The following is a 14846-nucleotide window of genomic DNA, read 5'->3' as shown; positions in this document are numbered from 1 at the left end:
TTCCGGATTAGAAATCAATCTGGATTCCAAAGCTATAAGTAGATGTCAAAGGATAAACCTCGGTATCCCATCCTTCAGCATCGCTCAACTCCGGAGTGAATGAATTCGCCTTAAACGTAGTGAACGGACGGTCTGCCGTCAGTGAGAAACGGATACCCGGCAATGTATAATTTCCCATCTTGATATTACGCAAACTATAACCGAGAGTTATGTTCTGAATACGGAAAAAATCCGCGCTTTCTACAAAATAAGAGTTCACTCTTTGGTCAGATACATTCCAGCCCTTTACCAATGCTGCTGCAGACGGATGCGAGTTAGTAGAACCCGGTCCGGTCCAACGATTCTCATACTGTGCTTTATCAAAGTTATAATTAGACTGTGCATAACGCAAAGCACGCTTACGGTTGTATATCTGTCCGCCTGTTTGACCATACGTAGTCAATTCAAAATCCAGATTCTTCCAGTTCAAACCAAGATTAATACCATATGTAAAGTTGGGTATGTAAGAGCCAAGCACTTGACGGTCATCACCATCAATTACATTATCACCGTTTACATCTTCATACTTGAAGTCACCCGGTACAAGATTGTTGGCTACGGCAATCGGATCTTCCGCACATTCTTCAAGAGTCTGATAAACTCCTACAACCTTATATCCATAGTATGAATTCATTTCTTTGCCTACCATATTAATGGTCTTTCCTCCCTTGATAGAGCTCAATCCTCCAAGGTCTTTCACCTTATTCTTCAAATATGAAAGGTTTACTCCTAAATTATATTTAAAGTCTCTTCCGATATTATCATTCCAGTTAAGTGACAAATCAAAACCCGAATTCAGAATCTTACCATAGTTTCCGGCAAGCACGTCATTGCTGAACGGTAAACGCGGAGATATAACAGCTCTTTTCGTCAGGCGATAGAAATAGTCCAAATCTACATTCAAACGATTCTTTAAAGTAGAGAAGTTCAAACCGACGTTTGTTTCATCTACCAGCTCCCACTTCAAATAACTGAAATAAGTTGTATTTTGATAGCCTGGGAAAGTTGAGTTGCCAAACACACCGGATGCAGAATTACCTGTGGTTATGGAGGCAAAGCCATCACTTGCAGCTACGTGGTCATTACCCAAACGTCCCCAGCTAGCACGCAATTTCAAGTAATCGAAGAACTTTTGATCTTTCATGAAATCTTCTTCACTGATAACCCATGCAGCACCAACGGATGGGAAATATCCCCAATGTTCCTGATATTTGGAAGAACCGTCCGCACGCATAGTGAATGTCAACAGATATTTCCCTGCATAGTCATAACTTAAACGGGTGAAATAAGACTGACCGCGATAGCAGTAACCATCATCTCCAAGAGTTACACCTTCAGCGTTTCCCTGACTCAAATAAAGCCATTCATCTTTTCCTTCCGGTACATTATTAGCTTTTCCCCACATATATCTGTACTGTTGTTGCCGCATAGAGTAACCCAACATGGCTCCAAAGTTATGTTTTCCCCACTGATTATTATAGGTCAATATATTATCCCAAATGTAATTGTAATAGTTCGTATCTTTCTTTGTCAATTCTGAAACGGCCTGTTGTTGCCAGCTACTTACATAATAGGGAGCTATATATTCACGACCACGAATGGCTGAATAATCATAACTATAACTTGTTCTGAAATTTAACTTCTCCGGCAAGAGTTGGAACTGTGCATAGAAGTTAGTCAATACCTGATAGTTCTCATTTTGCGAATCATAATAGTTGGCTGTTGCCACAGGATTGTAGAAGTTGGAAGTGAAACCAACTGCATCAGGTGACCCATACTTGTCAGGGAAAGTATTGTCATTTGCCGAATCATAAACCGGATAAATGCCCGGAGCATTAAAAGCCTGCTGCCAAGCTTTATTTTGCGGCAATACCTGGGTAGAGTTACTAAATACACCATTAAAACCTACTTTCAGCCAGTTAGTTGCTTCATAATCGAGTGCTGCCCGGAAATTGAGACGTTTATAGTTATTCTCCACATCCATTACACCGTCCTGATACAGATAACTCATACCCACGGAATAAGTGCTTTTCTCTGTTCCACCACTAATTCCCAAACTGTGGTTAGTGATAAGTGCACTCCGCAGTAACTCCTTATACCAGTCTGTGTCCGAATCGAATTTCCAGTTATGGAAATCAGGATCGGAATAGTCACCACCGAATTTATCAATAGAAGCCTTCATGGTAGATACATACGCATCATAATTAGCTTCGAGAAGCATAGTGGAATACTCTTGAGAGTTAGCCATTTCTAAAACGTTTGTAGCTTTCTGTACGCCTATGTACCCATTATAGGTAATTTTAGCTTTTTGGTTACGCTGTCCTTTTTTGGTAGTGATAATAACAACACCATTAGCAGCACGTACACCATAAATAGCGGCTGCCGAAGCATCTTTCAACACAGACATATCCTGAATGTCATTGCTGTTAAGAAAATTGATATCATCATAGAACATACCGTCTACAACATAAAGAGGTGAGCTGTTGGAAAATGATCCTTTACCACGAATAGCTACCTTCGGCCCTTCTCCCGGAGTACCGCTATTGGTAACGTTCACTCCGGCTACTTTCCCCTGCATGGCAGCCATAGGTGAAGAGGCAGGAGTAGAAAGTAACGCTTCTCCCTTGACTACCGTAATGGGGGAAGTCAAGTCCTTGGCTTTGGCTGAACCGTAACCGATCACGACCACTTCTTCCAGTTTCTGAACATCATCTTTTAATTGAACATTGATTACATTCTTCCCTTTTACAGCAATTTCTTGAGGTATCATTCCTATATAAGAGAAGGTAATAATAGCATCTTCGGGAACGTTTTCCAGAGTATAGTTACCATTAAGATCCGAGATAGTACCAGTGTAGGTACCTTTTACATGAGCAGACGCACCAATGATCGGTTCACTAAAGGAATCAACAATAGTACCTCTGATTGTTTTGTTTTGAGCAAGCAGTGTCTGTAAACACAACACTGCAACTACAAGAAAAGTAATCTTTCTCTTCATTTTTTTACGTATTAGTTGATAATAAGGTTGCTAAAAAATCGATGCAACAAAGGAATGGAGTTTTTAAAATTCTTGCAAAATAACGCATACTACGCTACTACTTTTATGCTGTACAACACTACGTTTTTAGTACGTTTATCGCTTGTAGGCACTTATTTTGGCATGTTTTTTCGCTGATTTGGGATTTTTTAATTATTTGGTATTATATTTGAAATTATTTTCCATCATTATAATAGAGAGAGTATTCTATGAGACGCACTGATTTTATCTATTTATTTATTATTTTCATAGGAGGATGTTTATCCCCGGTAATAAGTCATGCATCTACATTCATGCCCATCGTTACCAACTATACTGCCAAAGACTATCAGGCGGGATTACAAAACTGGGCTTTAGCCCAAGGAAAGAACGGAGAGATGTATATTGGCAATAATACAGGACTATTATGTTTCGATGGCTATACGTGGAGTAAATATCAAATGCCCGGTAATCAGCTTGTGCGATCCATACTCATTGACGACGACCGTATTTATGTGGGAACATACGAGGATTTCGGCTATTTCAGCCGCAACTCTCTCGGTATACTTGAATACACTTCCTTATGGAGCCAACTCAAGAATATCGAAACACACAACGATGAAATATGGAATATACTCAAAATAGGTGAATGTATTTATTTCCAATCATTCAGTTCATGGTTTAAATATGATGGAAAGAAAGTAACCGCACACTATAACTCTCAACATTTGCCATTGTATTTTCATAAAGCGCATGGACAAATCTATGTACAGATGGTCAACGGTGATTTTTATCTTCTGGAAAATGATGAATATAAATTATTGATTAAACGTAAAACATTAAAAGATGACTCTGTGGTTGCAGTCATTCCCACAGCAGGAGGAAAAATGATTCTATGTACCGAGTGGAACGGACTTTTTGACTATGACGGAAAGACACTTTCTCCCCACCCTACCACCATTGATAAGGAATTAAAAAGTCAGCAGATGAACCGTGCCGTAATGATTCCATCAGATTCGACAATCGTACTCGGAACGATCCGCAATGGTATTTATGCCGTTGACAAAGAAGGAAAAGAGAAGTGGCATTATGATATGGAAAATCGTTTATATAACAATTCTGTATTACGGCTTTTCTGTGATCGGGATAATAATGTATGGGCGGCACTTGACATTGGCATTGCGTTAATTCATACCGGTTCTCCCTATTCCATTCTGATACCTGACCGCAATTCACAGTCATTCGGAATGGTATATGGGGTCAATGCATTTAATAATAGTCTATATATTGCTACTAATCAGTCTGCGTGGTTGTACTCTTTTGCCGACCAAACAATTGTTCCTATCCAGGGTACCGAAGGACAGAACTGGCATATCAGTACATTTGATTCACAAATTTTGTTGGGAAACAATTTTGGAACTAAAATCATAACGGGAACTACCGCCAGCAATATCCCCGAAACAGAAACCAGTAGCACATGCCTGCGCAAATGCATCATTAACGGCCAGGAAGTGCTCATTGAATCTTCTTATTATAACCTTAGGGTCTATCATAAAAATAATGGCAAATGGAGTTTCTCCCATTCCATTGATGGTTTCTGGAATCCGGTACGACAGTTCGAAGTCGATCATAGTGGAAATATATGGGCAGCACATATGAGTCTCGGTATCTACAAGATAGAGCTTTCAAGGGATTTAAAAAAGGTGGAAAAGTGCACGTATATCAAATCATTGTCGGACGAAGAGAATAATGCAAGCCTGATGCATGTTATGAAGATACGTGGAAGAGTGGTATTGTCGGACAGCAAAAGAACGTATACTTATGATGATATCAATCAGCGTATCATACCTTTCGTACAACTTAACTCTATTCTCAAAAACGGGATTAATATGGCTATACCGGTAGATGATAACCTCTATTGGCTTACCGACTATCGCGGATACACCCTGATAAGATATGATAATGACAATTTCAGGATGGAACGCTTCATTCCTTCCTCTTTTTTCGGACTTGAATGTAATGAAAACAATAACAATGTATATGTAAACAAGAACACCACTTATTTCTGTCTCAACAATGGTATAGGACGTTTGGATATGAATCTGAAAAAAGATACTTTGCTGCAAAGGAATTCTTTACTCATTAGAGAAGTTACTTCTTTGTCACAGGATTATCAATTGCATCTAATGCCTGTATCTGCCGAAAAGAAAGACAACAAGAAAATATGGGGGGATATAACTTTCCATTTGTCTTATCCTAATTTTAACTACGAACCTCTCCGTTTTTGTTATCACCTCACGGGAAGTAGCTTGGATCTGATGTCAGAATCAGCCGATCCGGTAGTCACATTTGGTAGCTTAGGGTATGGAGATTATCATTTTACGGCTTCAGTGAAAAATGTCGATGGTCAGGTACTTAGTTCCGTAGAATATTATTTCAATAAACCACGCCCATTTTATCTGTCCATATATGCTTGGATAATATATGTGCTTCTTGCGAGTGTAATAGTATATTTATACTCTCGCTGGCATGCTGCCAAAATGCTAAGAAAACGTAATAGGGAGTTTGAGAAAGAGAAAATGAAACAGGACTTCAAGATGTTGGAGCAGGAACATATCATTGCGCAACAACGCGAGCAATTACTTGAAGCAGAATTACAGGTCAAAAGTAAGGAATTAGCCAGCCTGGCTCTCGATGCCGTAGTCCAGCGTAAAGCAGTTGAAAGCTTGAAAGAGGTTATGTCTGAACAAGAGCATAAAGGAATTATCAATCAACATGATATAGACACCATACTGAAGCAGATTAACGGAAACCTGAATGAGGAAGAATTCTGGGATATTTACCACAAGAATTTTGATATGATCCATAAGAATTTCTTCCGTAACCTGCGTAAACAATATCCCAGTCTCACAGCCAGTGACTTGAGATTTTGTGCACTGTTACGGCTAAATCTATCGACCAAAGACATTGCGCAGTTCACCAATCTTACTATTCGTGGAGTAGAAACAGCCCGTTACCGAATAAGAAAGAAACTTGCCATTCCCGGAAATATTAATCTTGTTGATTTTCTGATTGACTTTACATAGGAAGATTTACTGAATATTCCTTCTAATTTCACACCCCTATTCTGTTGGGATTTTCTAAAGAAACTTTATCTTTGTAATGTCAACAATTAAAAGAATATGGTTCGTTTTAATCTTGTTATCACCTTACTACTAATGATAAATATGGCTGTCAAAGCCGAACTGACCAACCGGATGTTCGATGTCAGGCATGTAGGCTATGCAGAAGGCCTTAGTAGTCAACGTGTTTTTTCGATTGTCGAGGATGGAGACGGTGCGATGTGGATTGCTACAAAAACCGGAATAGACAGATACAACGGTCATACGGTAAAGAACTATGATTTGCCGGGCAGCTTCTATTATGGCGATCTTGCCGGACGCAGGCTTTACTTATTGTACGACGCACAACAAGGACTGTTTGCCTACGACCATACCGGACGAATTTACCGATACTCCACCATCCTGGATCATTTTGAACAAGTCCTCCACCTGGGACAATTGATTCAGGAAGAAGTCATCTTGAACAAACTCTGTTTGGATAGTGACGGAACCTGGTGGATGGGGGCGGATAAAGGACTATACAAGCAAGAAGCGGACCATCGTATAGTTGCCGTGCTGAAAGGACAATATGTCAACGACATCGCATTTGCCGGCGAGTCGCTTTTTGTGGGCACTTCTAACGGAGTCTGGCAACTGTCACACGCCCTGCCGGATAAGAAACGCCAGCTGCTGGAGGGGTGGAATGTACAAACATTGTTCTGCGACAAACCGAAAAAAGAACTCTGGATAGGCACATTTGGCAGCGGTTTGTCTGTGATGAACCTCGACACTTCCAAAGTGCTTGCGCTGGAGGGACAAGGGAGCACGTTCCTTCATCCGATACGAGCAATTACAGACTATGATGTACATACCATACTCATAGGCGTAGACGGTGGCGGTGTGTATGCGATAGACAAGGACACTAAGAAAGCCCGTTTACTGATGAATACCAAAGATGACACAGATACTTACCTGCGCGGAAACGGCGTATATGCCGTAACCAGAGACGACCAGGGCAACATCTGGATAGGTAGTTATACGGGAGGTGTATCCGTGGCTATCCTGCTGAAACATCCCATTTCGATATTAGCACACGAAAAGGGAAATACCCATTCTCTCATCAGCAACAACGTGAATGATATCGAAGAAAACCCGGATGGTAACCAATGGTTCGCTACTGATGATGGAATCAGCATCCGAAACACCCTGTCAGGCACTTGGAAACACGTGCTGAAAGAAATCGTAACCATTTCTCTTTGCACATCCGGAAATGGAAACGTATGGGTAGGAACGTACGGAGACGGAGTGTATCTACTGGATAACAACGGACGCGTGTTACGCCATCTCACCAAGCAACAAGGGCAATTGACCACCAATTATATTTTCTCCGTCAGACAAGACATGGAGGGAGACTTATGGATAGGAGGTCTGGACGGATGCCTGATCATGTTTGAAAAAGAAAAAGGCAGCAGACGGTCTTTCGACGTGAATTGGGTACAGTCCATTGAACCGATCGACCGAAACCGGGTAGCGGTGGCTACCGTCAACGGTTTCTTCCTGGTGGACAAACATACAGGGAATATACAGCACTATGCCAATTCCCAGGAATTTCACAATCAGAATGTCAGTGCTTATATCATCTCTATGCTGTTCAATGACGACGGAACCGTGTGGCTGGGAACCGAAGGGGGAGGATTGAATCTATATGATATGAAAAACCGGACGGTAAAGACTTTCACTGTTCAAGAGGGATTGCCGTCCAACGATATATATAGTTTGCAGCGAGACGACAGGAAACGCTTGTGGGTCAGCACCGGAAAAGGAATTGCCTTGATAGACAGCCTGCGCGTGTCGAACCTCAACTATGCGGGCAATATAGACAAGGAATATAACAAATCCTCATTTGCCCGGTTGATGAACGGCGAGTTTGTGTATGGCAGCACGGATGGCGCTGTCTTTATCATGCCACTCGACATTTCAACCGTAGACTACTGGACGCTCCTACGTTTCACGGGGCTGACGGTTGATTATCAAAACGTCCAGGAAGAAGAATCGTTAAAACCTGCCATTCATGATATGCTTGCCGACCGTGCAGTACGGCTCGGCTATAAATACAACTCGTTTACCGTTTCTTTTGAATCTATCAACTATCGTTTCCAGCGCGATATTGTCTATCAGCATATTTTAGAGGGGTATGACAATGACTGGAGCAAACCATCGGCCGAAGGGAAGGCATCCTACACCAAGGTATCGCCGGACACTTATCTTTTTAAGGTGCGCAGCCTGCGGCGCAGCGACGGAAAGACTATCTCCGAAAGCACCTTAGAAGTGAAAGTGAGCCAGCCATGGTGGAACTCGTGGTGGGCTTGGGCTATTTACCTATTTATAATAGGCTTCGTTTTCTATTTCATCCTGCGATATAAGAGCAACCAGCTCCAAAAGAAATACGACGAAGACAAAATACGTTTCTTCATTGACACGGCGCACGACATTCGCACGCCGGTAACGCTTATCATGGCGCCGCTGGAGGATTTGAACCGGGAACAGGATCTCTCGGACAAAGCCCGTTATTACCTGAATCTGGCCCATGAAAGTACCCGGAAACTCCATTCGCTCATCACACAATTGCTCGAATTTGAAAAGGTAGACGCCCACAAACCATCCTCTTCATCGGTTCCGCTTTGTCTGAATGAAGTTTTGCTGAAAGAAGTCTCCGTCTTCCGGTCTTTTTGCGAGAAGAAGCAGTTGACACTGAATCTGACCCAACCCGACGAATCCGTTTTCGTTTCGGCAGACAAACACCTGATAGAGATGTTACTCGACAATCTTCTTTCCAATGCCTGCAAATACACCATGCCCCAGGGAGAAATCAGCCTGGATTTGAAAGCCACGAAACGCAAAGCCATCCTTTCGTTGAAAGATAACGGAATAGGCATACCGAAGAAAGCGAAAAAGCATATCTTCTCCGATATTTACAGAGCCGAAAATGCCCGGCAGTCACAGGAAGAAGGAACCGGATTCGGACTGTTGCAGGTGCAACGCATTGTAAAGATGCTGCATGGAAAAATCACTTTCTGTTCCGAGGAGGGCAAGGGAACTACTTTCATCGTAACATTGCCGCGAACCACCACCGTAACCGAACCCGTGTCGCACGAATCATCCCTCGAACACCTTGCCGGCACATCGGATAATAACAGCCCCGAAACGGATAAAATGAAAGATCCGGACGACCGGAATACATTGCTCATTGTAGAAGACCACGAAACTCTCCGTCACTACCTCCGCCAGACCTTTGAACACCTCTATCGGGTGATTGATGTTGCCGACGGACACGAAGCTATCGCCTGTCTCGCCAATGAATATCCGGACATCATCCTCTCCGACGTCATGATGCCCGGCATACGGGGTGACGAGCTTTGCAGAATGGTCAAGGAAAATCCTGACACATCAGGTATTCCCGTCGTTCTGCTGACGGCAAAGGCTAACCACGAAGCAATAGTGGAAGGATTGAAGAAAGGCGCGGATGATTATATTCCCAAACCATTCAGTACAGAGATACTGAAATTGAAAGTACAAGGATTGATTGACAATCGAAACAGGCAACGGCAGTTTTTCATGCGGCAAGCCATCGCTCAAGTAGAGGCGGGCGGCAAACGTGACGACAATGAAAGCAATGAAAACAATGAAAGTATCGACAACAAAAACGTAACGACAGCAAGCGAAACAATGGCCGAGGGCGACCGCCGGTTTATCATGCAAGCTACCCAGTTTGTTCTTGAACATTTGGATGAACCCGATTTCAACATCAATCTCTTGTGCCATGAAATGGCAATGAGCCGGACACTATTCTACAGTCGCCTTAAATCACTGACGGGAAAAGGGCCGCAAGAGTTTATTCGTATCATCCGGCTACAAAAAGCTGCCGAACTGCTGAAAGAAGGTAAAAGCGTAACTGATGTCGCCGCCGAAACCGGATTTGTCAACACGAAGTATTTCAGTTCATTGTTCAAGAAACAATTCGGGATGCAGCCAAGTAAATATAGTGGGAAGTAGATAACCATTAAGATATAGAAATGAGCTAAATTGTTTTTAGACATAAGAACAAAAGAACATAAATGCTGCGCTTTGAAAATTATTTCTGTTGCTTATTGAACGGCTATTTTATTTTTTGTTCTTATGTTCTTCTGTCTGAATTAAATTCCGAACTAAAAACTGCATGGTTTGGAACCAATTGCCACTAATGATTTTATTAGTTATTTTTAAGCAATCGTTTACCTATTGATAGTTATTTCATTGCCTAACAAGTTTTCGTTTGACATATGTCAAGCGATAGTTCAACATATGTCAAGCGTTCGTTCAACAACTGTCAAACGAAAACTCCTTAGGCAATTGAAAAAATAATATAAGCAAGAGAAAGAAATAAAAGCTGCATATTGACGAGTTATTGTCAGCAATAGTATCTTGGGATCATTTCCGCACAGAAACAATCTTCGAAAAAGAATGGGTAAGATAACGTCAGTTCGATAAAAATCAGCAGATTTGTCAGCAATCAAACCTAATATGTCAGCAATCTGACCATCGTTTCAGCCGGATATTAGCATCTTTGCACCAAGCTTTACAAGTATAAAGCACATATTACGTTTAACCTTTAAAATGCTAAAACGATGAAAAAAGTAGCACTATTCCTGTTTTTATCCGTTTGCTTCGCACAACAATCCTGTTCATCGGATTCGGTTGTAACGGAACCGGAAGAAAATCCACAAGACATTCTTTTTAAAGACGATTTCAACTTTTTCGACGAAAAAGTATGGACGAAAGAGACTCATGAACCCGGTTGGACCAACCAAGAGCTACAGGCATACGATGCCGCCCATGTATCGGTTGGAAAGGACGGGGATAAATCGGTTCTGATTCTTACCGCCGAACGCAAAGGGAATAAAATCTATTCCGGCAGGATCAATTCAAAAGGGAAAAAGAGTTTCAAGTATCGCAAGATAGAAGCAAGCATCAAGCTTCCCAAAACCAACGGCGGACTATGGCCTGCGTTCTGGATGATGGGAGATAACGACAAAGAATGGCCGGCATGCGGGGAGATTGATATTATGGAAATGGGAGAACAGAGCGGAATGGCTGCGGGCGATTCGGAAAAACAAGTGAACACCGCCATTCACTATGGTCCCAGCGTAGCGGCTCACGAACAGCAATACTACAAAGCCAATGTGGCCAACAGCCTGCAAGACGGCAATTATCACACCTACTCTCTGGATTGGGATGAAAACAACCTGACAATATCCATCGACAACGTCAAGTTTCATACGTTCGACATTAGCTCGAACACATACTTCCACGATAACTTCTACATTCTGTTCAACCTCGCCGTGGGAGGTGCGTTTACAGGAATTACCGACATTAATAAACTGACGGGCCTGAAAGACGGTCAGAAAGTGAATATGTACATCGACTGGGTGAAAATATTATAGGAATCTTAAATATACATGCTATGAATATGGAAAAATGTAAGTATCTACTGTTTTGCGGAACACTCGCCCTTTGGATAGCGGGAAGTTTCCAGCAAGTGTATGCAGCAACGGAACCAAGTTCCCAGGCTATTCAACAACAAAGCAACAAGGTAACCGGAAAAGTGAGCGATGCCACAGGTCCCATCATTGGGGCTTCCGTAGTGGAGAAAGGAACTGCCAACGGAACGATTACCGATCTGGATGGAAATTTCAGTTTGAATGTAAAAGCGGGAGCTACGCTCGTTGTCAGCTACGTGGGTTATAAATCCGAAGAAGTAAAAGCGGGAAGAGGTCCTTTGAACATCACCTTGAAAGAGGATGCCAAAGCATTGGATGAAGTGGTAGTCACCGCCCTTGGCATCAAGAGAGAGCGCAAAGCGTTGGGCTACGGCATTGATGAAGTGAAAGGTGAAGCCTTGACCAAAGCCAAAGAGACGAATCTCATCAACTCCATGGCAGGACGTGTGCCCGGCTTGGTAGTCAGCCAGACTGCCGGTGGTCCTTCCGGTTCTACACGTGTCATTCTGCGAGGCAGTACCGAAATGACCGGCAATAACCAGCCTCTTTATGTAGTGGACGGTGTACCTTTGGACAACACCAATTTCGGCAGTGCCGGTACAAACGGAGGCTTCGACTTGGGCGACGGTATTTCGAGCATCAATGCCGATGACGTAGAAAACATGTCGGTATTGAAAGGCCCTGCGGCATCTGCACTTTATGGTAGCCGTGCCAGCCACGGTGTTATCTTGATTACAACCAAGCGAGCCAACAAGGATAAAGTCAGTGTGGAATATAACGGAACGCTGACTTTCGACACCCAACTTGCCAAATGGGATGAAGTGCAACAGATATACGGTATGGGAAGCAACGGTACTTATAGCTATGATGCCATATCCAACACAAACAAAAGTTGGGGCCCCAAAGCGGACGGTTCAAACATGTTGAAGTATTTCGACGGCGTAGAACGCCCTTTCCTCATTGTCCCCGACAATACGTCCAACTTCTTCCGCACAGGTATCACCGCCACCAACTCCGCCATCATAGGTGTGAACAGCGGAAAAACCGGAATTCGCTTTACCTATACGGATATGCGCAATAAAGACATTGTTCCCCAGACGCACATGAGCCGTGACATTTTCAACCTGCGCGCCAATACGTCTGCAGGAAAGGTAGACTTGGATTTCAGTGTCAACTATACACGGGAAGACGTGAAAAACCGTCCGGCACTGGGCGACAGCAAGTCCAATATCGGTAAAAACCTGATGACCCTTGCCACCACCTACGACCAGGAATGGTTGCGAACCTATCAGACTGCCGACGGCGAATACTCCAACTGGAACGGTATGGATCCCTACAACGTGAATCCGTACTGGGATATCTATAAGAACTTCAATAAATCCAAGAAAGACTTGTTCCGCATGAACGGCAAGGCCGTATGGAACATCGACCCACATCTGAAACTTCAGGCAACGTTGGGCGCCGAACTCAACTGGTTCACGTTCGATGATTACAAAGCGCCTACCACTCCCGGATTCGAAGCCGGAAGACTTCAAAACAGTGCTTTCCGCAACCGCATGTACAACTTTGAAGTGTTGGCTCTCTACAACAACCATTGGGGTGATTTCGATTTCAACGCTACGCTAGGCGGCAATGTATATAAGGTGAACAACCAGACCACCGTTACCACCGCTCAAGACATGAAGATACGCGATGTCCCTTCATTGACGAGCTTCAACGAGATCAGTGTAGTGCCCGGCAGTTACCGCAAGCAGATTAATTCGGTTTACGGAGCAGTGAACGTGGGATGGAAACACATGCTTTACCTCGATGCTACGTTGCGTGGCGACCAATCGTCTACCCTTCCCACTGGCAACAACATGTATGTGTATCCTTCTTTCTCCGGTAGCTTTGTATTCTCCGAGCTGACAAAACTGGGCGACCTCCTGCCTTACGGAAAGGTGCGTATGTCATGGGCCCAAGTAGGTAGCGATACCGATCCTTATCAATTGGGACTCGTCTATACGAAATCCAAATATGCTTATCCCGGATATACCATCGGATATATCGATAACGGAACCATCCCCAACAAAGACTTGAAACCAACCAAAACAAACTCCGTGGAAATGGGATTGGAATTGAAATTCCTGAAGAACCGTATCGGACTGGATTTCACCTACTATTCTCAAATCAGTAAAAACCAGATTATGGGAATGGCAAGTTCCTGGACAACCGGTTATAACTATCGCTTGATTAATGCCGGTAAGATAGAAAACAAAGGTATTGAGATTGCCCTTAGCACACGACCGATTCAAACACGCGATTTTTCCTGGGACATTAATCTGAACTTCTCCAAAAACAGCAACAAAGTAAAAGAACTGGATGGCGAATCGGATATGTTTGAACTGGAAAAAGCATCTTGGCTCGACGTTCAGGTGGCCGCTAAGGTAGGCGAGAACTTTGGTTCTATTGTAGGCCCGGACTTCCAACGGAACGAAAAGGGAGATATTCTGATTGACCCGCAAACCGGTCTGCCGCAATATGACAAGAGCAACCACGTATTGGGTAATGCCTCTTGGGACTGGACAGGTGGATTACTCACCAACTTTACCTACAAGAATCTTTCGCTGGTAGCGGTATTCGATGTGAAAGTAGGCGCCGACCTCTATTCTATGTCTGCCCGTGCTGCTTACGAATCGGGTAAAAGTCCGGAAACATTGGCAGGACGCGACGCCTGGTATCGCTCGGAAGAAGAAAGATTGGCAGCCGGCATTGCAAAAGGAGCCGATAACTGGAAGCCGACAGGCGGATTCGTTGCTCCGGGTGTCATCGACAACGGTGATGGAACATATCGTCCCAACGACATCTACATCAATCCGGAAGACTACTGGATGAGCGTTTGCCGTAATGCACCTTCTATGTTTATTTACGACAACTCATACGTGAAATGCCGTGAGCTGACGTTGAGTTACAATGTACCCAAATCCTGGCTGAAGAATGTAGTAAGCGGACTGACCGTTTCGTTCGTTGCCCGCAATCCGTTCATCGTATGGAAGAATATCCCGAATATCGACCCGGATTCCAACTACAACAATACCACCGGTATGGGACTTGAATACGGTTCGTTGCCTTCACGCAGAAGCTATGGTTTTAATGTAAATGTGAAATTCTAAA

Annotated in this window: 5 protein-coding genes; 4 read left to right on the top strand and 1 reads right to left on the bottom strand. The window is 43.3% G+C overall.

All coding sequences use genetic code 11. The annotated features are described in order from the left end of the window. Positions 1-7 precede the first annotated feature (7 nt). Positions 8-3037: a SusC/RagA family TonB-linked outer membrane protein gene (locus tag ACT8YW_RS06740; protein ID WP_444104436.1), complete on the bottom strand. Its 3030-nt coding sequence runs from the start codon at positions 3035-3037 to the stop codon at positions 8-10. 248 nt (positions 3038-3285) lie between these two features. On the opposite strand from ACT8YW_RS06740, the gene ACT8YW_RS06735 reads away from it, so the two are divergent. The 4 genes from ACT8YW_RS06735 to ACT8YW_RS06720 all read left to right on the top strand — a co-directional run bounded on the left by ACT8YW_RS06735 (position 3286) and on the right by ACT8YW_RS06720 (position 14845). Next, positions 3286-6141 (top strand): helix-turn-helix and ligand-binding sensor domain-containing protein, encoded by a 2856-nt coding sequence (locus ACT8YW_RS06735; RefSeq protein ID WP_444104435.1) that lies wholly within the window; start codon positions 3286-3288, stop codon positions 6139-6141. A 96-nt stretch (positions 6142-6237) separates the two neighbouring features. Further along, positions 6238-10209 carry a hybrid sensor histidine kinase/response regulator transcription factor gene (locus ACT8YW_RS06730; protein ID WP_444104434.1) on the top strand — a complete coding sequence of 1324 codons (3972 nt, stop codon included), beginning with the start codon at positions 6238-6240 and terminating at the stop codon, positions 10207-10209. Between the two features lie 611 nt (positions 10210-10820). Next, a complete protein-coding gene (locus tag ACT8YW_RS06725; RefSeq protein ID WP_444104433.1) occupies positions 10821-11636 on the top strand; it encodes a glycoside hydrolase family 16 protein in 816 nt (271 codons plus the stop codon). 20 nt (positions 11637-11656) lie between these two features. Continuing rightward, complete coding sequence (locus ACT8YW_RS06720) at positions 11657-14845, top strand: SusC/RagA family TonB-linked outer membrane protein (RefSeq protein WP_444104432.1); 3189 nt, start codon at positions 11657-11659, stop codon at positions 14843-14845. The last annotated feature ends 1 nt before the right edge of the window (position 14846 follow it).

Source organism: Bacteroides sp. (genome assembly GCF_052357945.1).
In the GTDB taxonomy this organism is placed as follows: domain Bacteria; phylum Bacteroidota; class Bacteroidia; order Bacteroidales; family Bacteroidaceae; genus Bacteroides.
The sequence above is the reverse complement of the archived record's forward strand: the minus strand, read 5'-3'. Positions and strand labels throughout refer to the sequence as shown.

Coding starts and splice junctions, on each gene's coding strand:
- ACT8YW_RS06740 (WP_444104436.1), bottom strand. CDS start 3,037: ATGAAGAGAAAGATTACTTTTCTTGTAGTTGCAGTGTTGTGTTTACAG.
- ACT8YW_RS06735 (WP_444104435.1), top strand. CDS start 3,286: ATGAGACGCACTGATTTTATCTATTTATTTATTATTTTCATAGGAGGA.
- ACT8YW_RS06730 (WP_444104434.1), top strand. CDS start 6,238: ATGGTTCGTTTTAATCTTGTTATCACCTTACTACTAATGATAAATATG.
- ACT8YW_RS06725 (WP_444104433.1), top strand. CDS start 10,821: ATGAAAAAAGTAGCACTATTCCTGTTTTTATCCGTTTGCTTCGCACAA.
- ACT8YW_RS06720 (WP_444104432.1), top strand. CDS start 11,657: ATGAATATGGAAAAATGTAAGTATCTACTGTTTTGCGGAACACTCGCC.